We start from the raw sequence: 26,628 nt of genomic DNA, 5'->3' as shown, positions 1-26,628 counted from the left end.
GTTTCGTTATTTTACAGTCCTTCGAAAATTTCGATTTCTTTACTTGCTTCTGTAAGTTTAACGATTGCTTTCTTGTACTTGTCTGTTCTTCCAAGTGTTACGCCACGTCTCTTAACCTTACCGTCATTGTTCATGGTGTTAACCTTAGCAACTTCTGTTCCTTCGAACATCTTCTCTACAGCTTCTTTGATCTGAGACTTTGTTGCTTCCGGGTGTACAAGAAATGTGTACTTCTTCTCTGCCATTGCATTCATACTTTTCTCTGTGATTACAGGCTTAAGTATAACGTCATAATATTTGATGTCTGCCATTATGCGTACACCTCCTCAATTGCTGCTACAGCATCCTTTGTAAGAACAAGCTTATCATACTTAAGAATGTCATATACACTCAGTGAGTTTGTAGCTGTTGTCTTAACTGCTGGAATGTTGTTTGCTGAAAGAACAACCTTGTCGTTCTTGTCCTTTGTTACTACTAATGACTTAGGAGCTTTAAGATTTGCAAGGATCTTTGCGAACACGCTTGTCTTAACCTCTTCTAATTCAATCTTGTCAACTACAACAAGTTTATCTTCTGCAAGCTTTGCTGAAAGTGCTGACTTCATAGCAAGCTGCTTTTCTTTCTTATTCATCTTAACTGAATAATCTCTTGGCTTTGGTGCGAATACAACTCCGCCGCCTGTCCACTGTGGAGATCTTGTTGAACCCTGTCTTGCATGACCTGTTCCTTTCTGTCTCCATGGCTTTCTTCCACCACCTGATACTTCAGAACGAGTCTTTGCGCTCTGTGTACCCTGACGGCTATTTGCCAGCTGGCCAACTACAGCCAGATGCATTAAATGTTCATTTATCTCTACACCGAATACAGAATCATTGAGTTCTAATGTCTCAACTTCTTTTCCTTCGATGTCATAAACCTTAACTGATGACATTTTCGTTCCTCCTTCCTAAAGACTACTTGCCAGTCTTTACTGTATCCTTAATCATTACTAATGATTTCTTTGGTCCCGGAACTGCGCCCTTTACCAAAATAACATCATTTTCTACATCTATCTTAACTACCTCAAGGTTCTGGATTGTAACTCTTACGCTACCCATATGTCCAGGCATCTTCTTACCTTTGAATACTCTACCTGGTGTAGTAGCTGAACCGTTTGAACCTGCATGTCTGTGATACTTGGAACCATGTCCTGAAGGACCTGACTTTAAGCCGTGTCTCTTAAGACCGCCTGCATATCCCTTACCTTTTGTCTTTGCTGTAACGTCAATCTTGTCTCCTTCAGCAAATACATCAGCTTTGATCTCTGCACCAAGTTCGTACTGAGCACAGTCATCAAGTCTGAACTCTCTGTAGAAAGTCTTAGGTGTTGTGTTTGCTTTCTTTGCATGTCCAACTTCTGCCTTACCAGCACCATGTGGGTTTCTGATTACTTTCTTTCCTGATACATCTTTTGTTGTGATTCTTTCTTTCTTTTCGCCGAATCCTACCTGAATTGCATCATAACCGTCATTCTCAACTGTTTTTACCTGGGTTACAACACATGGACCAGCCTGTAAAACTGTTACCGGCACTAAAACGCCGTTTTCGTCGAAGATCTGAGTCATTCCGACTTTTGTTGCTAAAATAGCTTTCTTCATTTTAAGTTTTCCTCCTAATTTAATTCACAGCGGATTGTCTTAACAATCATACTAAATTACATCCTTCGGATGCATTAGGTTACTGCTTGTGCACTGTTTCGTGCTATGTTTGTTTTTTTGTGATTTGATTAGTTCACTTCTAATTTTTGTGGCTGATTATTTCATCTTTACGTCGATGTATACGCCAGCTGATAAATCGATCTTCTGTAATGCATCAATTGTCTTCTGTGTTGGTGCAATCACGTCGATTAATCTCTTATGAGTTCTCTGCTCGAACTGTTCTCTTGAATCTTTGTACTTATGAACAGCTCTGAGGATTGTAATCTTCTCAACCTTTGTAGGCATTGGAACCGGTCCGCTGACTTTAGCTCCTGTCTTTTTAACAGTATCGATGATCTGTCCAGCAGCCTGATCGATAAGTTTGTGGTCGTACGCCTTCAATGTGATTCTCATAATCTGTTTTGCCATAAAAAAAGCCGCCTCCTTTTCGCACTTTTTAATAGTACAACAAGTGGTGACTGTACACTCTCCCGTGTGTATCCTGAATTAAATCAGAATCAACACGTCGTTTCTATCCTTTTGATAGACAGTTATTGGTACAGTGACTTGTCGTCAGTAATTTTTTATTGACATTCGCTCCACGAAAAACCTATATCTATACGATACAGCAACCTCCGTTTCAACGCTATCATGTCACAGCACGTTTGATTATATAACACGTTTTTGCGGAATGCAAGCATTTTTTCTATATTTTTTAAGAATTTTTTTATTATATTTCCCTGCATTTCTTCATCCGTCATACTGTTATATTTTATCTGTTTCTTCTATATATAATGCACAATAGAAACGTTATCGCTTATTTCAGCTTAAAGCTCTGCTTCAGCTTCACGCCCCTGTTATTATATATTTCCAGCTTCGGGAAACTTAAAAGGAAAGCGATATCCGATGCGTAACCATAATTTCTGGTATCAAATCGTTCGAATTCTTCTGATAATGCATCAAACAGCTCCTGCATATCATCTATCTTGTTATTCCGTTCTGACAGATACGATGTAATAAAGTGTTCTACGTTTTCCCGGTCATCGATCATCTCGAGATAATACTGCTCTCCAGCTTTATAGAATTGAATATCTTTTCCATTTTTCAGGATTAGTTCTTCCATGCTGGTATATCCATAGTTTCTGGTATCGAATTCTGTGTGCAGCTTTGTGAGCTTATATATCAATCCTGCCAGTTCTGTACAGATACCCGAAGCTCTTTCTTCTATTATAATGCGGTAGACATCAGATACAATCTCTGATAATGGTGTCAGACACTGTTCCGGTTCATAGCCCTGCAAAATATCTATATAACAGAAGCGATTACATCTGCGGATAAACGATTCACTGTGTGCGTTACTGCCAAATACCCGAATATTCTTGCCCTGCTCCTGTGCCTTTACAACTGCCGCCAGGATCGTATCATCATCGGTCACAATATCGATTCCTTCGACCTGCCGGTCAAATGCATGGGCAACCAATTCTGTTATAAAAGTGCAGCCGGCATGATTTCCCCGTTCTTCTGCTCCCATCACGCGAAATCCCTGCTTCTGCAGTTCTTCTTTCGAAGCTTTTGAAACATAGCCGCATGCCAGACGGTCGATCAGATCATCCTGAATCATGATCTCTCTGCATACAAGCGGTGCATAAACGGTATCCACTGTATTACAATCATATATTAAAATCCGCTTCATGAATGGCTCCTTTCTTCCGTCAGCACAAGCTGCATCAGAGTCTGGTGAATGCCAAAGGTCCGGCACAACCGTTCCGCTTCTGCTTTTGCCCGCTCCCGTTTCTCCTCTGATACCGGTTTCTTCACTGCCCGCCGGATCAGAATATTTTTAGGTGAATGTTCAATATCAATAAATTCCAACAGATCTGTCTTATATCCACAATATTCCAGCATACATCCACGGATCGCATCAGTCATCAATGCTGCTGTCCGTTCCTTGATGATTCCGTACTTGGTCAGTGCCGACAACTCCTCCGACCGGATCTGTTTATTTAACTCATGCTGGCAGCACGGAACAGATAAGATGTATGTCGTGTTCCAGCAGATCGCATTATAGAGCGCATAGTCAGTTGCCGTATCACAGGCATGCAAGGTCACTACCATATCCACCTTACGGTCTGTCCGGTATCCATTAATATCACCGATTTTAAACTTCAGATCTGTATATCCGCATTTTTCTGCCAGCTTATTACAGTTCTTTATTACCTGTTCTTTCAGATCAAGCCCTGTGATATGTGCCGTCATATGACGGATCTCTACTATATAATAATATAAGAAGAAAGTCAGATAGGATTTGCCGCATCCAAAATCAATAATGTTGATCTCATCGCCTTTATAAGTCTTTAACACATCATCGACCATCTCGATAAAGCGGTTGATCTGACGGAACTTATCATACATGGAGGAAACTACTTTTCCCTCTTTGGTAAATATTCCAAGCTCCCGGAATGCAGGAATATCCATTCCCTCATCCAGAATATATTTCTTCTTGCGATTATTACCGCCGACCAATATCGTCTTATTCTCCGCCTGTCTGCGGCTGACTGCCAGATTTCCTTTTTTGCCTGCTTTTACATCATAATCTGTCGTCAGAGAAAATGCATTCATCTGCTTAAACTCTGCCGGAAAATGCATCGCAATATGCTCTGCCAGCCTTCCTTCTTCGATATTCTCATGAAAGACCTGCGTCTGTGTATATTTCTCAAGCTGGTATGCATTTCTGCCCTTTAATACCTTTCGGGCAAATATGATCTTCTTGTATTCTCCCTTTCCATTGCTCAGTACGACCTTATGTGGATGTGTCTCCGCGATCTCTTTTATAATATCCATATATTTCTCCATGTTTTCTGTCTTGTATCTGCTTATCATTTTGTGAAACACAGCTCATGAAATGTCCTTCACATAATTAACATTTTCACGAGCAAATAATTTGGCATTCATTATATTCCAAATTATCTATTGCAATTATATATTTTCATTTTGCTCTACTGCTGTGATTTTATCACCCCGGCAGATATCGGTCAATTTGTTTTCCTTATATGCCGATTTCATTTTCTTTCTATGCAGATTTCATCGTTGACTTGAAAATGACTGCACCTTATAATATAGTAGTTTTATATAAATATTTCAAACGAAACGAGGATATCGATTATGTGGACAGCCGATCACTGGCAGGATTATGAAGTAATAGATTGTTCAGATGGAGAAAAACTGGAACGATGGGGCAAATACATTCTCCTTCGTCCGGATCCACAGGTTCTGTGGTCAACTCCGAAAACAGATAAACGCTGGAAGCAGCTAAATGGTCACTACCACCGCAGCAATAAGGGCGGCGGTGAATGGGAGTTCTTTAACCTTCCGCAGCAATGGTCGATTCATTATAAAGATCTGACCTTTAACCTAAAACCATTCAGCTTCAAACACACCGGTCTGTTTCCGGAACAGGCAGCCAACTGGGACTGGTTCTCTGACCTGATCCGCTCATCGAAAAAGAAAGAGATCAAGGTATTAAACCTTTTCGCTTACACCGGCGGTGCAACCTGTGCGGCAGCAAAAGCAGGTGCGGCAGTTACTCATGTTGATGCTTCTAAAGGCATGGTTACATGGGCAAAGGAAAATGCAGTCTCATCCGGACTCGAAGATGCTCCGATCCGCTGGATCGTTGATGACTGTGTAAAATTCGTAGAACGTGAGATCCGCCGTGGCAATCACTATGATGCGATCATTATGGACCCACCATCCTACGGCCGAGGACCAAAGGGCGAGATCTGGAAGATCGAAGAAAAGATACATCCGTTTATCAAGCTGTGCAGCGAGTTGCTCTGCGATGATCCGCTTTTCTTTCTGGTTAATTCCTATACGACCGGACTTGCACCAGCCGTTCTTACCTATATGATAGCAACCGAGGTACAGTCTAAATTCGGCGGTCATGTTATCTCCGACGAAGTAGGACTTCCGGTTACAGGCTCCGGTCTGGTACTGCCATGCGGCGCTGCCGGAAGATGGAGTAAATAAACAAATACGGGACAATTATTATCTTTGTGAAGCAAACCTAATAATTGTCCCGTATTTATTTTATATAGTCCTACCAGTTTCTCTCGTCCATATCCAGATATGTCTTATGCGTTCCGACATATTTGTAAGCCGGACGGATGATCTTACCGGCATTTACCAACTCTTCTATTCTATGTGCGCTCCAGCCTGCGATTCTTGCGATCGCGAAGATTGGAGTAAACAGTTCAATCGGTATATCAAGCATACGATATACAAATCCACTGTAGAAATCGACATTTGCAGAGATAACGGAGTTTCGCTTCTTTGCAAGAAGCTCCATAGAGATCCGTTCAATATCCGTGTACAGCTTGAACTCCTCCTGCATACCCTTTTCTTCTGCAAGTCTTCCGGCATAACGCTTCAGGATCCTGGCTCTTGGATCGGACACCGTATAAACAGCATGTCCCATACCATAGATCAGACCGCTATGATCAAAGCCCTTCTTATCAAGCAGTCCCTGAAGATATTCACGGATCGCCGCTTCATCGCTCCAGTCTTTTACATGAGCCTTCAAGTCATCCATCATCTGCTGAACCTTCAGGTTCGCACCACCATGCTTCGGTCCTTTTAAAGAACCGAGAGAACCGGCAACGGTTGAATAGGTATCAGTTCCGGTTGATGATATAACATGTGTTGTAAATGTGGAATTGTTACCACCACCATGCTCTGAATGAAGCACCAGACAGATATCCAGTACCTGCGCTTCAAGCTCAGTATACTTCTTATCCGCACGGATCAGGCGGAGGAAATTCTCTGCTGTCGAAAGGCCCGGCTTCGGATTGTGAATGATAAGACTCTTATCCTGATAATAATGCTTATAGCCCTGATAGCCATACGCAGCGATCAGCGGAAACTGTGCAATCAGTTCCATACTTTGACGAAGGACATTTCGAATGCTGATGTCATCCGGGCAGTCATCATATGAATATAAAGTAAGCACACATCGCTGTAAGACATTCATCATATTCTTACTTGGTGCTTTTAAGATCACATCACGAGCAAACTTTCTTGGGAGCTCCCGAAATGTCTCCATCAATTCCTTAAATTTATTAAACTGAGTTCTGGTCGGCAGTTCACCGAATAAAAGCAGGTAAATCGTCTCCTCAAAGCCGAACTTGCTTCCGTGGAATCCACGTTCCAGATCTTCGATATTATATCCCTGAATATAGAGTCTTCCGTCTGAAGGAACCAGTTCACCATCCTGAACCGCAAAACCGGATACATCTGAAATCTCTGTCAGACCTGTTAAGACACCTTTTCCATTTGAATCACGAAGGCCTCTCTTAACATCATATGTAACATAGAGGTTCTGATCGATCGTACCTGAATCATTGCAATAACCAACCAGTTCATCTAAAATTTTCTCGTACTCTGCACTTCCCTTTTCCAAACCTCTATCTCCTTTCGAATATAGTATTTAAGCCAAGCTTAAGTTTATCAAACTTTCGCCTGGCTTGCAAGACTATTTCGCTGCCTGTAAGGCAGTCTCATCTATTTCTATAATATATTTTTCAAATGCATTTATGATCGTGGTATCCAGGTATCTGGATTCCCGTGCAAAATCCCTGCCATAATTACTATGCACATGACCATGTACCAGATACTGCGGATGATAGTCTTCGATCATTGTCCGGAAGCACTTGAAACCGGTATGACAAAGATCCTCGGAATCATTGATCCGATACGCAGGGGCATGCGTGATCATAATATCAAATCCACGATGTTTTCTTATCTGCCGACCCAGCTTACGGATGCGTTTCTCCATTGCTTTCTCGGTATACTGATGCGGCGCACCATTGTACTGATACTCCATGCAGCCTCCAAGACCCAAGATCCGTATTCCTTTATATACATAGATTCGATCGTCGATGCAGATACAGCCATCCGGTGGTGTGTCTGCATAACAGGTATCGTGGTTTCCATATACATACAGAACCGGAGCATGCGTAAATGTCGCAAGGAACGACAGATACTGCGGTGCAAGGTCACCGCAGGAAATGATCAGATCAATTCCTTCTAATTTTTTCTTATCAAAATAATCCCATAGGTATTTTGATTCTGCATCCGCCAGAACAAGAATCTTCATATCCGTATCTCCGTGTTTTCTTTTCTTTTCTACGAAACTGTACCCCGCCTGTTTCCATAAAGAAAACACGCTCATCTACATTCGTACTCCGGATCACAAGACCCGCATAGCCTTATTATACTATGTCTGTAGTTTTTTTCAATTCCAGATTTTCCGGCGTATTTACTCCCTGGAAGGTAACAACATCTCTGGCATCTTCTACCAGCTCATCCAGAGTCGGGATCGAACCAACAACAATATCTGCCAGCCAATCCATCTTCATGATCTCCTCAGGGCTCATCTCACCATCTTCATCATCACGAACCACTCCATTCTGTGAATAGAGCTTGCCGTAGAATGGACTTACCGTACCATCCTTGATCAGCTGTTTCATCAGATTTACCAGTCTGGCTGTTCCAACCGGAAGATGGTTCGAACAGATCACATCGATCACTCCGGCAGACATGCCCCACCAGTAATTCAGAACCTTTACTTTCTCGTTCTTTTCTTCCAGCTTCCAGTTACCATCCAGAATCAACTGAACGATCTTCTCATAAAATATGCGCCAGTTGTAAAATGGCATCGCAAGGTTCGATATCTCGTCCCCATCGCAGGAATACAGACCGAATTCACGGGAGGCCGTAAGCGGTGTGATCATATCCTTATCGGATACATAAGAAATGCCCAGTTCCTTAAACCGTTTCTTCGGATCGGAGCCTTTGACCTTTGACCACTCCAGATAGATCTTCGCTCTTGGATTCACAAACTTTGCTCCCATCGCAAATGCGTTGATGTTCGCCGTCGTTCCATAGATCGGATAATCAGCCACATAACCGATCCTGCCATCCTCACAGAGTGAACCTGCGATAATACCGGTTATAAACTTCGCCTCATACATTCTCGCATAATACGTTCTGACATGGCTGGTCGATACATTTAACGAGCAGTTTAATATCTTCAATTCCGGATATTTGATCGCTGCCTTTAATGACTCCGGAAGCATCTCCGGGCCGGTTGTAAATACAACATCGAATTTGTCCTGTGCGATCTTCTCCAGGCATTCTGCAAGCTTCGTATTATCATCCATATTCGAAAAAGTATGTGTCTCAACCCGATCCTTGAATTTACCTTCTACGCCCATTCTTCCGAGATCATGGCTGTAGATCCATACAGAATTCTCAGGCTCTTTATCATAAACAAATGCAATCTTAAGCTTCTTCGGTACCGGCGTGATACTGAACAGCTTCTTCTTTGACTCTACCGGTTCCAGCTTCGGAACGATCGTCATGTTCTTCTTCTGTGCACTTAACACGATCTCGTCCCAGACCTTTTCCAGATTTGCCTTTACCTCATCATAAGACATATCCTGTAATGCCTTGTATCCATATACATTTAAAAATACAAGCATAGCATCATCTACCGTGATCGGAAGACTGTCACTGCCGTTTTTCTGCCTGTATGCTGTATCAAATGCCAGATGTGCCGAATTCAGGTTCATACGATCATCATCCGTAAATCCACCATCCGGTGTCAATCCTATATATTCTCTTAATTTGTCATATCCGCCAAGCTGTGTGAACCATATATAGTTGATTCCTGTCTGCTTATGGAAATCTACAAATTCATAATAAATCTTGTTTTCCAGCTCATCTGTCCGCTTCGGCAGCTTTCTGGTTACCATCGCAGGGACAGAATCCGCACCGAAATATTTCAGTACGCTGACACGCTTATTTCCCTCTATGACATAGAATTTATTCATATATTCATATACTTTGATCGGATCATGGATTCCTTCTTCTATATGAGAGTCACAGAGAGATGACCATTTATTTCCGAATTCAGAATTCGCATCTAATATAGGCATGAAGTTACTTGCAAATGCTGTAGTACGGCCTTTTGTCGCTGTACCTACAACCCGATCGAGAGAAATATGCTGTAAACCAAGATTTACTTCGCCTGCAATATCGGAATTCGTGATCAGTTCATCCAGTACCGGCAGATATGGATATTCATTTTTGGAAAGTGCAGCCTGATATCTCTTTTCACCAAGCTTCTGCGCTTTTACATAATCATTTAATGACATGTTAAAAACCTCCTATCTGTGTCTAAATCAACCTGTTTAACTCATTGTCCTATCATTTTTCCGTTCACTATATATATACAACAAAAACCGAAAATTACCAGTGGTAAATCGTATTTTCATCTTTTTCACGCCTTAAAATTTCTTATGTCGGTAAAGTTTTGTATATTTTTAATAAAATGAATTGTGCATTTCTTACATTTTTACCTTGAAATTTAAAATAGCGTGTGTTAATATAGTATCAGAATAGTAAATAACATACAATCTTGAATTTCAAATCGGTGTGTGTGAATACTTATAAATCAAAGGAGCCTGTTTCCTAACTTCTTACAGGCTCCTTTTCCTTGTCTTTTTATCTGCTCTGAAAGGTGATCGTTATCTCTGTCCCCACATTCGGTTCACTTGTTATATCAAGCTTCGCATCATGCTGCGCTACGATGTGTTTTACGATCGCAAGTCCGAGACCGGTTCCTCCGGTCGACTTCGACCGACTCTTATCGACCCGGTAGAATCTCTGGAACACCAGCCCCAGATGCCCCTCAGGTATTCCGATACCGGTATCCTTCACCTTCATGACAACTGAATGATCTTTCTCATAAGAATACACAGTTACTTCTACGGTTCCATCCGGTTTATTATATCGGATCGCATTATCGGTCAGATTGTATACCAGTTCTTCCATCATCATCTTATTACCCATAATATAACTTGGCTGACCGGAAAACTTCAATGTAACGTTATGTTTTTCTGCCGACAGCATCAGCATATCCACATTCGATCTTGCAACCGCGCACAGATCGATTCGTTCCATAGACGGTGCATTCTCTGTTACATCAAGCTCTGACAGACGAATAATGTCATTGATAAGGGTAAGCAGTCGATTTGAATTACGATGGATCTCTGTAGCAAATCGTCTGACATCACCATCTGTCGCCATCCCGTTTTCAATCAGCTCAGAATAACCGGAGATCGCTGTCAGAGGTGTTTTTAACTCATGAGATACATTTGCCGTAAATTCCTGTCGCATCTGTGCATTCTCCATAATATCACTATGCTGTTCCCTAATTGTATCAATCAATGGACGGATCTCCTTATAGGCGTTAATATCATCAATATGATCCAGATCCTTTGCCATCTGTCCGATCGGACGGACGATACTCTTTGTCAGATATCGTGATATCAGAACCACGGCAGTCACAAGCACCAGCATAATAACTGTCATGCTTGGAAGTCCCTTCAAAAATACACTGACAATGCTGCTTGTCTCCTTTGATACACGAAGTACACAACCATTTGAAAGCCGGATCGCATAGTAGAATGTGCTCATATTGAGCGTCTGGGAAAGACGGGTATCCTCGCCTTCTCCTTTCTCAAATGCCTCCTCGATCTCCGGTCTGTCGTTGTGTTTTCCCATGGACTCCGGATCTGCCATGTTATCATATTTAACCGTTCCATCCGGTGCAACTAATGTAATACGCAGTTCTGTATTCTTAATCCTTACATTGCGAAGCTCACTGATATCATCAAATAATCCTGCACTCTTCAAGGTCTGTGTGTAATTTTCCAGATCGCGCATGATCTCCTTTTTAAACAGATCATAATAAACCGTTGTCGAAAGTATCATCGTACACAATATCGCAATCAGCGTCAATGCTATAAAGCGACTGTTGATCTTGCTGGATAATCGTTTGTCTTTTCTGACCTTCTTATCCTTTTTATCTTTCTGTTCTTCCATAAAAACCTGTTCTTTCTGTTATAAGATTCTTCTGTTATAAGATTTTCCTGTTTCTTCTTATTTATTCTTATCCATTTTCATTCCATCTTATATCCGACATTACGAACTGTCTTGATCATATTCCCTGCATCTCCCAGTTTCTGGCGCAGCGTCTTGATATGCATATCAAGAGTTCTGGATTCACCTTCGTAATCCGTTCCCCACACATCCATCATGATCACTTCTCTCCGCAGTACAATTCCGGCGTTGATCATTAGCAGCTTTAACAATTCAAATTCCTTAAAGGTCAACTCACACGGAACATCATTCACCTGCACGATACGTTTCTCGGAATCAAGGGTTACGTTCTTCAGTCGAAGAATCTGATCCTCCTGAATACTCTTACTTCTGCGAAGCAATGCTTTAACTCTGGATATAAGCTCCATTACGCCAAATGGCTTTGTCAGATAATCATCTGCTCCGATATCCAGTCCCTTTACCTTATCAAGTTCTGTCGTCTTTGCCGTCACAAGAATGATCGGCACGCGCACAGTCTCCGGACGTTCTCTTAACTTTCTGACAATCTCCAGTCCATCCTGATCCGGTAACATGATATCCAGCAGAATCAGATCCGGAATCTTCTCAGCTATTCTGGAAAAGAAACTCTTCGCATTCGCAAAACCTTCTGTTACGTATCCCGTGTTCTTTAAGGCAAACATTTCTATTTCCTGAATGTTCATATCATCTTCTACAATATAAATCAATGCCTGCATCTGCCGTTCCTCCTGTCTCTGTTCTTTCCTATTTATAATAATATATTTCTAATATATGGTCAAAGTAATTTGCACTTTATGATATTGTATACTTTACTATAAACTATACTTTTCCTTATACATGCTGTACATCGCCTGAAACTCTACATTTGATTCCTGTTTGACCCGGTTTAGATACTCATGCGTATCAAAGCTGTCTGTCTTAACCTGAAGCAATGATGCAGCCACATTTGAACAATGGTCTGCCACACGTTCATAATTATTCAGAAGATTTTCAAGGGCAATACCAAGCTCGATCGTACATTTTCCCTTCTGCAGACGTTTGATATGCTGCTTTTTGATCGTAGCATTCAGTCCATTAATTACTTCCTCCAATGGTTCAATCCGCTTTGCTATCTTCATATCATCTTCATTCAGCGCTTTACAGGTCATGCTCATGATCTCATAAACTGCATTTGAATACAGATTTAATTCTGCCATTGCCTTATCTGAGAACACCATTTCTTCCTTGTGCATCTTGGCATAAATTTCTGCGATTGCTAATGCATGGTCGGAGATACGCTCCAGATCTCCGATACAATGAAGCCCATTGGATACACGTTTGCTGTCTTCCTCCGCCAGTTCTTTTCCGCTGACTTTCGCCAGATATGTTCCGAGTTCATCTTCGTATTTGTCTACGATATCTTCCAAAGCCTCAACACGTTGCCATTTCTCATCCGAATAATCCTTCAGCAACTCTAATGAATCATATAACGCTTCAGCTGAATACCCTGCCATCTGATTCATAACATCCATGCTCTGTGTAACGGCAAATGCCGGCTGCTCCAGAAATCTTGCATCCAGATGCTTTAACGGTACAAGCTCCGCAATCTCCTCAACAGGTTCTTCCTTCTCACGGATCGTAAGAGTTGCCAACTTCTCAAGACCCTTTCCAAACGGAAGCAATACAATTGTTGTCAGAATATTAAATATACTGTGGATCACTGCTATGCCAGCCGGGGTTGCCATATCCTGTAATACACCGAATTTTACAAATGCATTGATCGAATAGAATACGATCATAAAGAGAATGGTTCCGATCAGATTAAAGTAAAGATGTACAAAAGCTGCACGTTTCGCATTTTTCTTTGCTCCGATACTGGATAATAATGCCGTTACACAAGTACCGATATTCTGTCCCATTATAATAGGAAGTGCCGTTCCATATGTAACTGCTCCTGTCATGCAAAGTGCCTGTAAGATACCAACCGATGCCGATGAGCTCTGGATGATTGCTGTAAATAATGTTCCTACGATCATTCCGAGTATAGGATTTGAGAACATTAAAAGCACATTTGCAAATTCAGGAACATCTGCAAGAGGAGCAACCGCACCGCTCATTGCATCCATTCCGTACATAAGGATCGTAAATCCCAAAAAGATCATGCCAATATCATGTTTTTTCTCATTCTTGGAAAACATCAGAAATGCAATACCGATAACCGCTAGGATCGGAGAAAATGAGGATGGCTTTAACATCTGGATCCAGATACTGTCTCCCTGAATTCCTGACAAACTTAAGATCCAGGAAGTAACTGTCGTACCGATATTGGCACCCATGATAATGCCGACCGCCTGACGCAGTTTCATAATCCCGGAATTTACAAAGCCAACAACCATAACGGTTGTAGCCGATGATGACTGAATAACCGCTGTTACAGCCGCTCCAAGCAGCACCCCTTTGATCGGCGTTGAAGTCAGCTTTTCAAGGATACGTTCCATCTTACCGCCCGCCGCACGGGTCAGACCGTCTCCCATTACGTTCATACCAAATAAAAACAATGCAAGTCCGCCAAACAGTGCAAGTACATCAAAAATACTCATAAAAAAATTCCTTCCTTTTTACATAAATTAGACATTTGTACCTTCGCACATCATCGTATAACAGGTATGTAAAAAGGAAAGGATTCCTACGTAAAGTCTGTGTAAAATTTTAAAATTTGTTTTACATTTCACGCTGAATGCGTTTAATATTCTTCCTGTCGCTGTTCAAGATACGTTCTGTCAGGACCGTCGTTTTGTAAAATACATACGATACCGCCAATCAATCCTACCAGACAAATACCATATCCTGCCGATACCAAAATGCTCTCTGCCATACTCCATGATGACATAAGCCCGATTCCTTTCAACGTGACAGCTACAACCACAGCGATCACGCCCCAGACGATACTGTTCAATAACAAAAACATTTTTATCAGGTGCTGTTTACTTTTTCCTTTACCGGCATCTGCTGTCATATTCCATATACGTCTCATGACAATCACCTCCTGATCCTGTATCCTATAAGACTCTTAATTTCCGGAAATATGTTCTCCTGTTATATAATATATGACCCATTCTGAAATATTCGTTGCATGATCGCCAATCCGCTCCAGATATTTTGCAACCATCAAAAGATCGGTTTCCTGTTCCCCTGCATCTGCATTCCTGTGGATCAGATTGATCAATTCACTCTTCACTTTTATAAACAGATCATCTACCACATCATCCTGGGCAATAACTTTTCTTGCTTTTGTAAGATCAAGATTCACATATGCTTCTATACTGTCAACCAACATGACCATGCTTTCTTTTGCCATTGCCTTAATATGTTCCAATTCTTTTACATAAGGTTTGCCTGCCATCTGGATCGTCAGTTCAGAAATATCTGCTGCATGATCACCGATACGTTCCATATCCGTTACCATTTTGAGCGCAGATGAAACCTGACGAAGATCTGTTGCAACCGGCTGCTCCATTAAAAGAAGTTTAAAACACAGACTCTCAATATCCTTTTCCTGCTGATCGATCTGATCATCCCTGCGGATAACCTCCTGTGCCAGATCAACATCCTGATTTACAAGTGCTTTGATCGCCTTTTCGATCACACCCTCGATCATGGATCCCATCTCAACCATTTCATCATTGAGTTTTTTCAACTGTCTGTCATAATTTGTCCTCATTATCTTTACTCCTTTTAACCAAATCTTCCTGTGATATAATCCTCAGTTCTCTTATCCTGTGGTTTCGAGAACATCTTCTCGGTATCATCAAATTCGATCACCTGACCCAGTAAGAAGAATGCTGTCTTGTCTGCAATACGGGTTGCCTGCTGCATATTATGTGTAACCATGATAATCGTATAATCATGCTTCAGCTCCATAGCAAGATCTTCGATCTTTGACGTAGAAATCGGGTCAAGCGCTGATGTTGGTTCATCCATCAGTAAGACCTCCGGTTCAACCGCAAGTGCTCTGGCAATGCAAAGTCTCTGCTGCTGTCCACCGGAAAGACCCAGCGCCGATTTCTTCAGTCTGTCTTTCAATTCATCCCATATTGCCGCCTGTTTGAGAGACCGCTCTACGATCTCATCCAGTTTTTCTTTATTATGAATACCATGTGTCCTTGGACCATATGCTATATTGTCATATACACTCATTGGGAAAGGATTCGGATTCTGGAACACCATTCCAACCCGTTTTCTTAACAGATTTACATCCATTCCGTCAAATATATCTTCACCATCTAACTTCACATCACCCGTGATGTTACAGCCTTCCACCAGATCATTCATACGGTTTAAACATTTTAAGAATGTTGATTTACCGCATCCGGAAGGTCCGATAAATGCTGTAATCTGTTTTTCCGGTATTTCCATATTTACATCTTTCAACGCATGGAATTTACCATAGTGAAGATTCAGATTTTTTACATCAAATTTTATATTGCTCATCGATTTATCTCCGTTTATATCTATCTGTTATCTGTCTTTTTCTGTTTTTGCCGACATTTTCTTTGCAATTGCATCGGATGCGAAATTAATCAATACTACGAATACAAGAAGAACAACGGCTGTTGCATATGCCTGATCCGTATGAAGTCCCTCTTTGGAAAGAAGATACATATGTACGGACAAGGTTCGTGTGGAAGAAAATACATTCTTCGCTATTCTCGGCACACTGCCTGCCGTATAGATCAACGCTGCTGTCTCTCCGACAATTCGTCCGGTTGCAAGGATAACACCGGATAAAATACCCGGAACAGCACTCGGTAAAACAACCTTAAATACTGTACGAAGTTTTCCTGCACCAAGTCCAAAGCTTCCTTCTCTGTACGACTTTGGAACAGCCAGCAAGGCTTCTTCTGTTGTTCTCATGATAACCGGAAGCACCATAATCGCCAGTGTAAATGCGCCGGACAACAGGGACAATCCCCATCCAAGCTTTGTCATAAATAAGATCATTCCAAACAAACCATATACAATAGATGGAATGCCTGTCAGCGTCTCTGCAGTGATACGTACAATTCCAACCAGCTTATTTCCTGATTTTGCATACTCCACCAGATAAATAGCTGCGAAGATACCGATCGGTCCCGCAATCAGCAATGACAGTAATGTCATAAACAACGTATTAACCAATGCCGGAAGCATCGAGCAATTATCCGATGTATATTCCAACTTGAACAGATCCGGTGTCAGATTCGGAATTCCTTTTGCAAGAATATAGACCAAAATAAAAGCAATACAAACCAACGTCAAAGCTGCTGCCAGATAAACAAGTATCCGAAGGATCAGTGAGCCGGGACGTCTTTTATATTCCGCAAGTAAATTTCTTTTTCCCATTTAGTTCACCGTCTTTCTTTTTAAAATCGAAAACAGCAGGTTAATGATCAGAATGAATACAAACAATACAACACCTGTTGCGATTAAGGCTTCTCTGTGAAGATCCTGGGCATAGCCCATTTCCATTACAATATTTGCAGTCATGGTTCTTACGCCCTTCATCAACCCTTTCGGCATATGAACCTGATTTCCCGCCACCATGATAACAGCCATTGTCTCACCAATTGCACGACCAACGCCCAAGATGATTGCTGCCATGATACCGGATCTTGCAGCCGGCACTACAGTAAGGAATACACTTCTTTCATGTGTCGCTCCAAGTGCTAATGCACCCTGATAATATTTATCCGGGACAGCACTGATCGAAGTTTCAGATACACTGATGATCGTCGGAAGTATCATGATGCCAAGCAGTACAGATGCGGTAAGCATTGTATTTCCGTTCACTCCGAAAATCTGTCTGACTGCCGGAACAAGTACACACATTCCAAAAAATCCGTATACAACCGATGGGATTCCTGCCATCAGATTGATAAATGGTTTAATGATCTTATATGCTTTTGGCGGACAGAACTTTGATAAAAATATCGCTGTCAGAAGTCCGATCGGAACGCCGATCACGATCGCCCCAGCTGTAACGTAGATACTGCCAAGAATAAATGGAAGGATACCAAAATAATCATTGGTCGGTCTCCAGACTTTACCAAAGAGGAAATCAGTCAGACCGATTTCCTTCATGGCAGGAATGCCACTTGCAAATAAGAACACACAGATCAATAAAACCGCTGCTATCGATACAAATGCCGCTAACAGGAATACGATATGCATGAATATTTCTTTAAACTTTTGCATAGAGGACACTCCTTACTATTTGACATCTGCCCAGGTTGCTGCTTCTCCTGTAAAGATTGATTTTACCTGATCGGTCGTTAAATCAGTTGCAGGGTTATTCTTATTTACAATAACTGCGATACCATCCATTGCGATTACAGTAGCTGTAAGGCCTTCACTTGTCTCGCTATCCTTCAGTTCTCTGGATGCCATACCGATATCACATGTACCATCTGCCGCTGCTGTAATACCTGTTGTTGAATCAGATTCCTGAAGCTCGATATCCGCACCACTGTTGACTGCCTTATATGCCTCTGTTAATTTCTCCATAACAGGAGTTACAGATGATGATCCGGCAATTACGATCTTACCGGTTGCTCCTGATGACTTGAAAGCTCCGGAGTTTGCAATCTCAATGTAACCATTGCTTGATACGATCTTCTGTCCGTCTTCACTCATAATGTAGTTGATAAAATCCTGTGCTACATCACTTACCTGACCCTTTGTCACGATGTTAAATGGTCTTGATAAGGTGTATGTACCGTTGTTGATATTATCTGCCGTTGCTTCAACGCCGCCGATCTTAACTGCCTTTACGGTATCATTTAATGCTCCGAGTGAGATATAACCGATCGAATAATCATCTCCTGCAACTGTTGTGAGAACGACTTCTGTACTGTTTGCTGTAATCGCACTCGTAGTTGTCTTATCAACTTTATTTCCATCTGCATCCTTTTCTTCTACACCGGTCAGTTCCACAAATGCGCCTCTTGTACCTGAGCCTTCCTCTCTGGATACAACTGAGATCTCCTGTACTGTATCAAAACTTCCACTCTTGGAATCTGAACCACCTTTACTTCCACATCCTGCAAGGCATCCTGCCGCAAGTGCTGCACTTAATGTTACCGCTAAAATCTTATTTCCTTTTTTCATTTTAATTTTCCTCCAATTGACTCTTTGGACTCAGAATCGTTCATCTTTCTGATCCATTCAAAATTATGTAAATTGCGAAACCGAATCGCGCGCCCTTTTCCGGATCGCAGAATTATCATACGGCATCTATGTAAAATACATCACCATCTCAAAGTAAAGTGAAAGTAAAAACTTTGTGTAAATGGGAGAAATGTAAAATTATGAAGAAAAGCACTTTATGAGTTTCTATGGAAAATAAAAAATTTTCATGTTACTATGAACAGCAGATACAATTCCGTTTTTGAAAGGAAAAATAAAAGCATCATGAATATCATCGGACATGTATATACAGATTTTCAGGAAAAATTTGGGATTCCCAGACAGAGTGGTCTGGTGGATGAACTGACCGGAACGGTCGTTTTTCTGCCGGAATACAGACAGCCGGAAGCCTTCCGGGGGCTGGAGGATTTCTCCCACATCTGGATCCTGTGGGAATTCCATAAAGTCAAACGGGAGAACTGGAGTGCAACAGTAAAGCCGCCAAAACTTGGCGGCAATAAAAGAATGGGCGTATTCGCGACCAGATCGCCGTTCCGCCCAAATAATATAGGTCTGTCTTCTGTAAAATTGACAGGAATTGAATATACCGATGACTATGGTCCAATCCTGCATATCTCTGGTGTCGATCTGTTAAACGGTACTCCTGTATATGATATCAAACCTTATATTCCATACACAGACTGCCACCCGGATGCCACCGGTGGTTTTACCGAACACATTCATACGGAAAAGCTGAATGTCATCTTTCCGCCGGAGCTTCTGGCAATAATCCCGGAAGCCAAACGTCCTGCCCTGATCGGCATTCTTGCAGAAGATCCGCGCCCCGGCTATCAGCACGATCCCGACCGCAGATATGGCGTCGCCTTCGCAGGCTTCGACGTGCGCTTCCACATCAACGGCAACGTCCTCACAGTATGTGAGGTGGTGGCTGTATGATACCCGAACGATAAGAGACAGGGGCAGAGGATATATATCTTTATTCCGCAGAACACTTTCGTTCTATTCTACTCTGTATAACTTCGAACTAACCTCGGCAGAGCCTCGCTAAGGTCTCAGTTATCACGTAGCGGTACTAGGCTCACTGCTTATGCAGTTCACCAAGGACCGACGTTCGAACAGGTCTGCTTCATAAAATATATATCCTCTGCCCCTGTCTCTTATCTGTTTATATACTAACATTAGCAATCATATAAACCTTAGGAGTATGTTTGACGCTCAGTGCTCGTGTTCAGGTACTACGGCGAAGAATATGAGGTCTTCAGTGCCTTCATTTGACAGGCTGTGGGTTGCTCCCTGCGGACAATAATGGCAGTCGCCCGGATACAGCTTCTCTTTGGTGTCCTCATACTCCATCGTTCCGACACCGGAAAGTACATAAATGATTTCACTGTTTGTCTCATGTGTATGTGTTCCGATCGATGAACCAGGCACAAGTCTGCCCTTCATGATCTTGTTATTCATATCCTGAAACATATGCACATGGAATGTTCCTTCTCCCCCTTTAAAATTCTCGATCGCTGATTCTGCGATTGTATCAAACGATATCTTCATATGATTCCTCCTTATATGGTTCCTTATATTAACATCCGCACACTCTTTATTCGATACTTTCAATCAATCTTCTGACTGCTTCTTCTATATGCTCCGGCATGATACCGGAATAATTAATGACCAGTGTATGATATCTGGCATTTTCGGTATTTCTATAATACTGGCTGAGAAATGAAATGTGAATGTCTCTTGCTTCGGCATTATTCCGCAGCCGATCGTCACTGTAATTCGTATCAATCTCCAACAGAAAATGCAGCCCTGAATTCTCTTCGCGAATACGAATCTTGTCCGGATTCATATATTTTTTTATGCAGGCAAGCACCAGATCCCGCTGTTCTCTGTAATAATTACGCATGCGGTTGATATGTTTTTCCAGACAACCATCGGTGATAAATCTTGCAAGTGTATATTGCTCGATATTTGACACCGTACATGCATAAAAGCTGAGCATCTCATCATATCGCCGCATCAAACTCTCCGGAAGAACCATATAACTGATACGGATCGTAGAGGAAAGGCTCTTGGAAAATGTGTTGATATAGATGACCTTTTCGCCCACATCGATACTTTCAAGTGTAGGTACCGGCTTGCCAACCAGTCGAAATTCACTGTCATATTCATCTTCGATGATATAGCGGTTGTCCTTTCTGGATGCCCAAGATAACAATTCATATCTCCTGCTGACAGGTGTTACCAGTCCGGTCGGAAAATGATGCGCCGGCGAAATATGAAGTACATCTGCGCCGGATTCTTCCAGAGCCTCCATATTGATCCCATTTTCATCCATTGCTACGAATTTGCAGCATACATTCTGTGCCTGATAGATCCTTGATATCTTCTGATACCCCGGATCTTCGACCGCATAACATTTGTCATAGCCAAGCAGCTGAATGATAAGACCATAGAGATATTCTGTTCCGGCTCCTATGATGACCTGCTCCGGCTTCACATCCATACCACGAAATTGATACAGATAGCCTGCTACCGCGCTTCGCAGCTCATAGACGCCCTTGGACGGTGATCTGGACATCAGCTCTTTGCTGTTTTCTGCCATGACTTCTTTTAAAAGCTTTGACCAGATGCTGAATGGAAACGCATCCTCTACCGTTGAGTTACTGGCAAAATCCGCAAAATATGTTTTCTTTTCTTCCGGCTTTTCAAATTGCTTCGCCGGTCGCTCCGGCAACGGCTTCATCAGATCTGCCGAAATGTCCGTAACATAATAACCGCTTTTCGGAATCGAATATATATATCCTTCGGCAACCAACTGACTGTATGCATTTTCCACGGTGATCGTGCTGACATTCAGGTTTTTTGCAAGCAGACGCTTCGATGGCAGACGTTCCCCTGCTACAAGCTTCTTAGACAAAATATCTGTTTTGATCTGCTTGTACAGATATTCATATAACGTATCTGTTCCTCGATTTTCCAGTGCATATGTCAGCATAGCAAACCGCCCTTCACATTATTCCTGCCGGCATCCCAAGCCACCTTGCGATACCATAGTTATAAAATATTATATGTGGGAAGAAAGCATTATGCAAGTTTTTTACATTCTATAGATAGACAAAAACTCTATGGCATCCCGCCCTGCGCCTGTCCTTATAGAAATGCCGTGCTGCATTTTCTACTCACTGCACATGTTAAATTCGTAAATACTCCTGTGCTAACTCGCCTTCGGCTGAGCGGAGCACTTAGTGAAGACGAGCGTTAGCGCGAAGTCTGAGGTTAGTGCGTGCCATGTAAGTACACTTAGCGAAAACAAGCGTGAGCGTAGTTTGAGGTTAGTGTAGCTTACTCGAATTTAACATGTGCAGTTCATAACGAAATCCTCGCAATGGCATTTCTATAAGGACAGGCGCAGGGCGGGATATCACATAGTTCTTATATATGGACAATAAAAAACGGTATTTATTATCGTACAGTCAACCTGCTCAATAATAAATACCGTTATCTTATTGTTTACTTTTATTGTCCTTATTTGATCATGTCTAAGAACATCTGATGGATACGGGTATCATCGGAAAGCTCCGGATGGAATGCCAGTGCGATCTGGTTCTGATATTTTACCGCTACAATGTGACCATCTACCTCGGCTAATACCTCAACACCCGGCTTTACACTCTCGATATATGGTGCACGGATGAATTCCATCGGATATACTCCAAGACCTTTGATCTCGCCATCATAATGAAAGCTTCCAAGCTGTCTGCCATATGCATTTCTCTTTACGCAGACCGGAAGGGTCGCAAAATGACGTTTATCATCATTGGACAGTTCTTCTGCAAGAAGGATCAGTCCCGCACAGGTTGCAAGAACCGGCATGCCCTGTTCGATCTTTTCTTTTAATGCATCATACATATCAAGCTCTTTTAACAGCTTACCCTGAACAGTGCTTTCGCCACCCGGCAAAACGATACCGGCAAAATCCTGTTCCAGATCACTTTTCTGTCTGAATTCTATTGTTTCTGCTCCAAGGCTCTCTAACATTTTCTCGTGTTCGATAAATGCGCCCTGAACCGCTAATACTGCTATCTTCATCGTGTCTGTTCATCCTTTCGCTTATGTCGATCATCCATCATTACGATATCCGCATCTATTTGTCTGTCTGATATTTTACTTACCACGCTCAGCCATAAGGAGTTCGATCTCGCTCTCATTGATACCAACCATAGCTTCACCAAGATCCTCTGATAATTCAGCGATCAGTTTTGCATCTGTGAAGTTTGTAACAGCCTTAACGATGGCATTTGCACGCTTCTCCGGATTTCCTGACTTGAAGATACCGGATCCAACGAATACGCCTTCAGCACCAAGCTGCATCATAAGAGCTGCGTCTGCCGGTGTAGCAACACCGCCTGCTGCGAAGTTTACAACCGGAAGGCGCTTGTGCTCATGTACATATAATACAAGGTCATATGGAACCTGAAGAACCTTTGCTGCATCATATAATTCATCTTCACGCATAGAAGAAATACGTGCGATCTCGCTGTTCATCATTCTCATATGTCTTACAGCCTGAACAACATCACCTGTACCGGGTTCACCCTTTGTACGGATCATGGATGCACCTTCATTGATTCTACGAAGTGCCTCGCCGAGATCCTTAGCACCACATACAAATGGTACTTTGAACTTTGTCTTGTCGATGTGATATACATCATCAGCAGGTGAAAGAACTTCACTCTCATCAATGTAATCGATCTCGATTGCTTCAAGAAGCTGAGCTTCTACAAAATGTCCGATACGGCACTTTGCCATAACAGGGATAGATACTGCATCCTGAATACCTTTGATCATCTTAGGATCACTCATTCTTGATACACCGCCTGCTGCTCTGATATCTGCCGGAATACGCTCCAGTGCCATAACTGCACAAGCACCTGCTGCCTCTGCGATCTTTGCCTGCTCCGGTGTTGTTACATCCATGATAACGCCACCCTTTAACATCTGTGCCAATTCTTTGTTTAATTCATACTGTCTGTTTGCCATAATCGTAACTCCTTTTTTCATTTGATGTGTGTATTTATCTGTAACATATTCATCCTTGAATATCACTACTCAAAATCACGAACAGATTCACTACAAACCTGCTAGGATTTATTATAAAATTATCTGACCATATTGAAATATTCAATTTCAAACTTTTTCTTATATCCAAACTGGCCGTATCAATATGTCACATATGCAAATACCAGATATCAGATTATGTAAACTGACCTCTCGGGCAGATCACCATATTGTATAATAAACAAAATAGCAGGAAAATATTGCGAAAATGCCTGCGTTTCGATGGTTTTGTGCCGGGATGGAGGACACAACGATTTTATCGTGTCCGAAATCCCGTGCATATAAAAACCAATCGAAGCAAAGTAAGTTTCGCATTTTTCCTGCTATTTTTGTTTATATGAAATACAGTGATCGTCCGGCTTCTAGCCAAGGCGCAGCATCGCATCGATGCTCTTTCTGGCTTTCTGCATCGTCTCCTCTGTAAGGGTAATGCTCTCGCCCTCACCATTTACCACGCAGTTATAGACATCACCAAGTGTCGTCATCTTCATGTTGTGGCATACACAATCCTTAGACAATGCATAGAAACGCTTCTCCGGGTGTGCAAGCTGAAGGTGTGACACGATACTATTCTCCGTACCGATAATGAATTCTTTTGCATCACTCTTTGCTGCATAATCCATAATTCCGGTTGTACTTCCGGCATAGTCTGCAAGCTCCGTTACTTCCTTTAAACATTCCGGATGTACCAGAAGTAATGCATTTGGATGAGCTGTTTTTGCTTTCTCTACATCTTTTACGGTTACTCTGACATGTGTCGGACAGCCACCCGATACCAGCTTAATATTCTTTTCCGGTACCTGCTTCTTTACCCATGAACCGAGATTACAGTCAGGAATAAATAAAATATCCTTTTCCGGCATATTCTTCACGATCTTTACTGCGGAAGAAGAAGTAACACAGACATCACTCAGCGTCTTTACTTCCGTTGTAGTATTCACATATGCTACAACTGTATAACCCGGATTCTTCTCTCGAAGTGCTGCCAGCAGATCATAGTCGATCTGGTCTGCCATCGGGCATCCGGCATCCGGCTCCGGCAGATATACGGTCTTTTCCGGTGATAACAGTTTTACAGTCTCTGCCATAAAACGCACGCCACACATGATCATAGTCTTTTGAGGTGCTTCTGCTGCTCTCTGTGCAAGACCGAAGGAATCTCCTACATAGTCAGCCACTTCCCAGATATCGTGGCTCTGGTAGGCATGTGCAAGGATACAAATATCCTTTTCCTTCTTTATTCTCATTATTTCATCCTGCATCTCTTTTATATTCATGACAATTTTCTCCTTTGTCTGTTATGTTTTCATTTTTTGTTAAAGAATGCACAGTAAGTATACCGCATATTGAGAAAGATTACCATCTATTCTGTTAAATATGCATATCCACCAACATTCTGGCACGGTTATAAACATTCAACTTTGAAGAACCGGAATCTACATCAGCACTCACAATACGCCCTTCCGGAAGCTTTTGCTGAATGGAAGGATACAATCCCCTCCCACAGATATGATTTGGCATACATCCAAACGGTTGAACTGCCAATACCTTTTTGCAGTCATGCAGAATATGTCCTACCATCTCTGCACCGATCAGCCAGCCATCACCGGTTCTATATGTCCAGTTTACATAACCATCAGCCTCTTTTTTCATTATTTGAAATTCTTCCATCGAATAAAATCCATACTGCCGCATTGCTGCAATCATGGATCTCTGAAGACTTCCGAACAGTTTTAACCCAATACGATAAGCCACCTGTTCTATTTTGCTTACATCCGATAAATGCGAATCTATATAATACATCGCGTACCAGGATAATCCATTTGTATGGGATTCGCAATTATTCTTTTCGAGAAAACGGATCATATCCCAGTTTCCCAAATGACAATACTTTATATAAATCTCTCCGACGATCCCTATTCGTTGCTTTCTTGTCTTCACCAGTTCAATTTTTGAAAAATCCGCCGCAATCCTTATAAAATTCTGTTTCATTCTTGAAATTGTCAGATGTTTTCCTTCCCGAAGATCGCATGCAAGAATCCTGACCCATTTCTTCCATTTCTTTTGTGCCTCACCTTTATGCACTTCATTTGGTCTGACCTGATTTAGTAAAAGCATCAGAATATCACCATAAAACAATCCAAATAACGCACGCCAGACCATATCAGGTTCCAGCTTCATCTGCTCCCCCTTCTCCAATCCCTGAATGTTTAACGACAATACCTGAGCCTGCGGAAATCCTGCTTTCCGAACAGCCGCCTTTAACACATGCAGATAATTTGAACCACGACATGCATCTCCGGCAGTCGGCATTAATAATTTTGTACGGTTCAGATCATATTTCCCTGATTGAAGAGCTGCTATCATCTGTCCTGCATTTAAGATGATCGGATAACACATATCGTTATTGACATATTTTAATCCAATATCCGTTATATCCTTTTCATTTTTTAAAATCACCGGATGATAATTTTTTGAATAAAACGCATATTTTAACAATGGAAAATGTGCATCTAACATTGCTGGAATCAACAGAATACATTTCTCCCGATCCGCATTTTCTCTGATCTTATACATATCTCCCTATCCCTCATTTTCTAAAATGCAGATATATGCTTTCTCACTATCTGCAATGCCTCATATACCTGATCTGAGAGTACCACATTTTGCCATACTTTTTCAATAC

The 26,628-nt window shown here is 41.9% G+C and carries 27 protein-coding genes; 3 read left to right on the top strand and 24 right to left on the bottom strand.

The features are described from left to right. Positions 1–11: 11 nt before the first annotated feature. The 6 genes from rplW to DWW85_RS00575 form a co-directional block, all read right to left on the bottom strand. Positions 12–311, bottom strand: a complete 300-nt coding sequence (gene rplW / locus DWW85_RS00600) for a 50S ribosomal protein L23 (RefSeq protein ID WP_021944979.1) — start codon at positions 309–311, stop codon at positions 12–14. Further along, on the bottom strand, positions 311–931 hold the full coding sequence (gene rplD, locus DWW85_RS00595; RefSeq protein ID WP_117807166.1) for a 50S ribosomal protein L4: 621 nt from the start codon (positions 929–931) through the stop codon (positions 311–313). The genes rplW and rplD overlap by 1 nt, the downstream gene beginning before the upstream one ends. Positions 932–953: 22 nt before the next feature. Further along, positions 954–1,637, bottom strand: coding sequence for a 50S ribosomal protein L3 (gene rplC / locus DWW85_RS00590; protein ID WP_008402751.1), 684 nt, complete (start codon positions 1,635–1,637; stop codon positions 954–956). A gap of 156 nt (positions 1,638–1,793) precedes the next feature. Next, on the bottom strand, positions 1,794–2,105 hold the full coding sequence (gene rpsJ / locus DWW85_RS00585) for a 30S ribosomal protein S10 (protein WP_021944981.1): 312 nt from the start codon (positions 2,103–2,105) through the stop codon (positions 1,794–1,796). Between the two features lie 388 nt (positions 2,106–2,493). Then, positions 2,494–3,369, bottom strand: a complete 876-nt coding sequence (locus DWW85_RS00580; protein ID WP_117807165.1) for an OST-HTH/LOTUS domain-containing protein — start codon at positions 3,367–3,369, stop codon at positions 2,494–2,496. Then, positions 3,366–4,517, bottom strand: coding sequence for an SAM-dependent methyltransferase (locus tag DWW85_RS00575; RefSeq protein WP_242995971.1), 1,152 nt, complete (start codon positions 4,515–4,517; stop codon positions 3,366–3,368). Before DWW85_RS00575 ends, DWW85_RS00580 begins: the two co-directional genes overlap by 4 nt. 209 nt (positions 4,518–4,726) lie before the next feature. Here DWW85_RS00575 and DWW85_RS12635 point away from each other — a divergent pair, with 209 nt between their 5' ends. Both DWW85_RS12635 and DWW85_RS00570 read left to right on the top strand, forming a co-directional pair. Then, positions 4,727–4,870 carry a hypothetical protein gene (locus DWW85_RS12635; RefSeq protein WP_181986467.1) on the top strand — a complete coding sequence of 48 codons (144 nt, stop codon included), beginning with the start codon at positions 4,727–4,729 and terminating at the stop codon, positions 4,868–4,870. Beyond that, entirely contained in the window at positions 4,839–5,702 is an 864-nt protein-coding gene (locus DWW85_RS00570) for a class I SAM-dependent methyltransferase (RefSeq protein WP_117785655.1), read from the top strand. Before DWW85_RS12635 ends, DWW85_RS00570 begins: the two co-directional genes overlap by 32 nt. 70 nt (positions 5,703–5,772) lie before the next feature. Here DWW85_RS00570 and DWW85_RS00565 read toward each other — a convergent pair whose 3' ends face one another. From DWW85_RS00565 to DWW85_RS00510, 12 genes are all read right to left on the bottom strand, one after another. Then, a complete protein-coding gene (locus DWW85_RS00565) occupies positions 5,773–7,131 on the bottom strand; it encodes a citrate/2-methylcitrate synthase (protein WP_117807163.1) in 1,359 nt (452 codons plus the stop codon). Between the two features lie 72 nt (positions 7,132–7,203). Further along, positions 7,204–7,827 (bottom strand): metallophosphoesterase, encoded by a 624-nt coding sequence (locus DWW85_RS00560; RefSeq protein ID WP_117807436.1) that lies wholly within the window; start codon positions 7,825–7,827, stop codon positions 7,204–7,206. 115 nt (positions 7,828–7,942) lie between these two features. Further along, positions 7,943–9,889 (bottom strand): BMP family ABC transporter substrate-binding protein, encoded by a 1,947-nt coding sequence (locus DWW85_RS00555; protein WP_117807162.1) that lies wholly within the window; start codon positions 9,887–9,889, stop codon positions 7,943–7,945. A 349-nt stretch (positions 9,890–10,238) separates the two neighbouring features. Beyond that, positions 10,239–11,621: an ATP-binding protein gene (locus DWW85_RS00550; RefSeq protein WP_117807161.1), complete on the bottom strand. Its 1,383-nt coding sequence runs from the start codon at positions 11,619–11,621 to the stop codon at positions 10,239–10,241. A gap of 77 nt (positions 11,622–11,698) precedes the next feature. Then, entirely contained in the window at positions 11,699–12,373 is a 675-nt protein-coding gene (locus DWW85_RS00545) for a response regulator transcription factor (protein ID WP_117807160.1), read from the bottom strand. Positions 12,374–12,469: 96 nt separating this feature from the next. Next, on the bottom strand, positions 12,470–14,236 hold the full coding sequence (locus DWW85_RS00540; protein WP_117807159.1) for a Na/Pi cotransporter family protein: 1,767 nt from the start codon (positions 14,234–14,236) through the stop codon (positions 12,470–12,472). 143 nt (positions 14,237–14,379) lie between these two features. Then, positions 14,380–14,670, bottom strand: coding sequence for a hypothetical protein (locus tag DWW85_RS00535; protein WP_117807158.1), 291 nt, complete (start codon positions 14,668–14,670; stop codon positions 14,380–14,382). Positions 14,671–14,706: 36 nt separating this feature from the next. After that, positions 14,707–15,357, bottom strand: a complete 651-nt coding sequence (gene phoU, locus DWW85_RS00530; RefSeq protein ID WP_117807157.1) for a phosphate signaling complex protein PhoU — start codon at positions 15,355–15,357, stop codon at positions 14,707–14,709. A 14-nt stretch (positions 15,358–15,371) separates the two neighbouring features. Next, positions 15,372–16,127, bottom strand: coding sequence for a phosphate ABC transporter ATP-binding protein PstB (gene pstB, locus DWW85_RS00525; RefSeq protein WP_008402764.1), 756 nt, complete (start codon positions 16,125–16,127; stop codon positions 15,372–15,374). Positions 16,128–16,154: 27 nt separating this feature from the next. Next, positions 16,155–17,018 (bottom strand): phosphate ABC transporter permease PstA, encoded by an 864-nt coding sequence (gene pstA / locus DWW85_RS00520; RefSeq protein ID WP_117807156.1) that lies wholly within the window; start codon positions 17,016–17,018, stop codon positions 16,155–16,157. Then, positions 17,019–17,870, bottom strand: coding sequence for a phosphate ABC transporter permease subunit PstC (pstC, locus tag DWW85_RS00515; RefSeq protein ID WP_117807155.1), 852 nt, complete (start codon positions 17,868–17,870; stop codon positions 17,019–17,021). Positions 17,871–17,885: 15 nt separating this feature from the next. Beyond that, on the bottom strand, positions 17,886–18,782 hold the full coding sequence (locus DWW85_RS00510) for a substrate-binding domain-containing protein (protein WP_117807154.1): 897 nt from the start codon (positions 18,780–18,782) through the stop codon (positions 17,886–17,888). A 303-nt stretch (positions 18,783–19,085) separates the two neighbouring features. Here DWW85_RS00510 and tsaA point away from each other — a divergent pair, with 303 nt between their 5' ends. Continuing rightward, a complete protein-coding gene (gene tsaA, locus DWW85_RS00505) occupies positions 19,086–19,757 on the top strand; it encodes a tRNA (N6-threonylcarbamoyladenosine(37)-N6)-methyltransferase TrmO (RefSeq protein WP_242995969.1) in 672 nt (223 codons plus the stop codon). A 279-nt stretch (positions 19,758–20,036) separates the two neighbouring features. Here tsaA and DWW85_RS00500 read toward each other — a convergent pair whose 3' ends face one another. The 6 genes from DWW85_RS00500 to DWW85_RS00475 all read right to left on the bottom strand — a co-directional run bounded on the left by DWW85_RS00500 (position 20,037) and on the right by DWW85_RS00475 (position 26,519). After that, a complete protein-coding gene (locus DWW85_RS00500) occupies positions 20,037–20,372 on the bottom strand; it encodes a cupin domain-containing protein (RefSeq protein WP_117785647.1) in 336 nt (111 codons plus the stop codon). Between the two features lie 46 nt (positions 20,373–20,418). Continuing rightward, positions 20,419–21,819, bottom strand: coding sequence for a PLP-dependent aminotransferase family protein (locus tag DWW85_RS00495; RefSeq protein WP_117807152.1), 1,401 nt, complete (start codon positions 21,817–21,819; stop codon positions 20,419–20,421). A gap of 530 nt (positions 21,820–22,349) precedes the next feature. Then, on the bottom strand, positions 22,350–22,913 hold the full coding sequence (pdxT, locus tag DWW85_RS00490) for a pyridoxal 5'-phosphate synthase glutaminase subunit PdxT (protein WP_117807151.1): 564 nt from the start codon (positions 22,911–22,913) through the stop codon (positions 22,350–22,352). 75 nt (positions 22,914–22,988) lie between these two features. Next, positions 22,989–23,864: a pyridoxal 5'-phosphate synthase lyase subunit PdxS gene (gene pdxS, locus DWW85_RS00485; protein WP_021944999.1), complete on the bottom strand. Its 876-nt coding sequence runs from the start codon at positions 23,862–23,864 to the stop codon at positions 22,989–22,991. A gap of 440 nt (positions 23,865–24,304) precedes the next feature. Next, on the bottom strand, positions 24,305–25,219 hold the full coding sequence (gene nadA, locus DWW85_RS00480; RefSeq protein ID WP_021945000.1) for a quinolinate synthase NadA: 915 nt from the start codon (positions 25,217–25,219) through the stop codon (positions 24,305–24,307). 94 nt (positions 25,220–25,313) lie between these two features. Then, positions 25,314–26,519 carry a 2-hydroxyacyl-CoA dehydratase gene (locus tag DWW85_RS00475; RefSeq protein WP_117807150.1) on the bottom strand — a complete coding sequence of 402 codons (1,206 nt, stop codon included), beginning with the start codon at positions 26,517–26,519 and terminating at the stop codon, positions 25,314–25,316. Between the last annotated feature and the right edge of the window lie 109 nt (positions 26,520–26,628).

The organism is Clostridium sp. AF17-21AC, assembly GCF_003461365.1.
In the GTDB taxonomy this organism is placed as follows: Bacteria; Bacillota; Clostridia; order Lachnospirales; family Lachnospiraceae; genus Coprococcus; species Coprococcus ammoniilyticus.
This window is presented reverse-complemented; position numbering and strand designations above follow the sequence as displayed.

Coding starts and splice junctions, on each gene's coding strand:
- DWW85_RS12635 (WP_181986467.1), top strand. CDS start 4,727: ATGCCGATTTCATTTTCTTTCTATGCAGATTTCATCGTTGACTTGAAA.
- DWW85_RS00510 (WP_117807154.1), bottom strand. CDS start 18,782: ATGAAAAAAGGAAATAAGATTTTAGCGGTAACATTAAGTGCAGCACTT.
- rplD (WP_117807166.1), bottom strand. CDS start 931: ATGTCATCAGTTAAGGTTTATGACATCGAAGGAAAAGAAGTTGAGACA.
- tsaA (WP_242995969.1), top strand. CDS start 19,086: ATGAATATCATCGGACATGTATATACAGATTTTCAGGAAAAATTTGGG.
- pstC (WP_117807155.1), bottom strand. CDS start 17,870: ATGCAAAAGTTTAAAGAAATATTCATGCATATCGTATTCCTGTTAGCG.
- pstB (WP_008402764.1), bottom strand. CDS start 16,127: ATGAGCAATATAAAATTTGATGTAAAAAATCTGAATCTTCACTATGGT.
- pdxS (WP_021944999.1), bottom strand. CDS start 23,864: ATGGCAAACAGACAGTATGAATTAAACAAAGAATTGGCACAGATGTTA.
- rpsJ (WP_021944981.1), bottom strand. CDS start 2,105: ATGGCAAAACAGATTATGAGAATCACATTGAAGGCGTACGACCACAAA.
- DWW85_RS00545 (WP_117807160.1), bottom strand. CDS start 12,373: ATGCAGGCATTGATTTATATTGTAGAAGATGATATGAACATTCAGGAA.
- DWW85_RS00580 (WP_117807165.1), bottom strand. CDS start 3,369: ATGAAGCGGATTTTAATATATGATTGTAATACAGTGGATACCGTTTAT.
- rplC (WP_008402751.1), bottom strand. CDS start 1,637: ATGAAGAAAGCTATTTTAGCAACAAAAGTCGGAATGACTCAGATCTTC.
- DWW85_RS00555 (WP_117807162.1), bottom strand. CDS start 9,889: ATGTCATTAAATGATTATGTAAAAGCGCAGAAGCTTGGTGAAAAGAGA.
- pdxT (WP_117807151.1), bottom strand. CDS start 22,913: ATGAAGATAGCAGTATTAGCGGTTCAGGGCGCATTTATCGAACACGAG.
- DWW85_RS00550 (WP_117807161.1), bottom strand. CDS start 11,621: ATGGAAGAACAGAAAGATAAAAAGGATAAGAAGGTCAGAAAAGACAAA.
- DWW85_RS00495 (WP_117807152.1), bottom strand. CDS start 21,819: ATGCTGACATATGCACTGGAAAATCGAGGAACAGATACGTTATATGAA.
- DWW85_RS00575 (WP_242995971.1), bottom strand. CDS start 4,517: ATGGATATTATAAAAGAGATCGCGGAGACACATCCACATAAGGTCGTA.
- DWW85_RS00535 (WP_117807158.1), bottom strand. CDS start 14,670: ATGAGACGTATATGGAATATGACAGCAGATGCCGGTAAAGGAAAAAGT.
- pstA (WP_117807156.1), bottom strand. CDS start 17,018: ATGGGAAAAAGAAATTTACTTGCGGAATATAAAAGACGTCCCGGCTCA.
- DWW85_RS00560 (WP_117807436.1), bottom strand. CDS start 7,827: ATGAAGATTCTTGTTCTGGCGGATGCAGAATCAAAATACCTATGGGAT.
- DWW85_RS00540 (WP_117807159.1), bottom strand. CDS start 14,236: ATGAGTATTTTTGATGTACTTGCACTGTTTGGCGGACTTGCATTGTTT.
- DWW85_RS00500 (WP_117785647.1), bottom strand. CDS start 20,372: ATGAAGATATCGTTTGATACAATCGCAGAATCAGCGATCGAGAATTTT.
- phoU (WP_117807157.1), bottom strand. CDS start 15,357: ATGAGGACAAATTATGACAGACAGTTGAAAAAACTCAATGATGAAATG.
- DWW85_RS00475 (WP_117807150.1), bottom strand. CDS start 26,519: ATGTATAAGATCAGAGAAAATGCGGATCGGGAGAAATGTATTCTGTTG.
- nadA (WP_021945000.1), bottom strand. CDS start 25,219: ATGAATATAAAAGAGATGCAGGATGAAATAATGAGAATAAAGAAGGAA.
- DWW85_RS00570 (WP_117785655.1), top strand. CDS start 4,839: ATGTGGACAGCCGATCACTGGCAGGATTATGAAGTAATAGATTGTTCA.
- rplW (WP_021944979.1), bottom strand. CDS start 311: ATGGCAGACATCAAATATTATGACGTTATACTTAAGCCTGTAATCACA.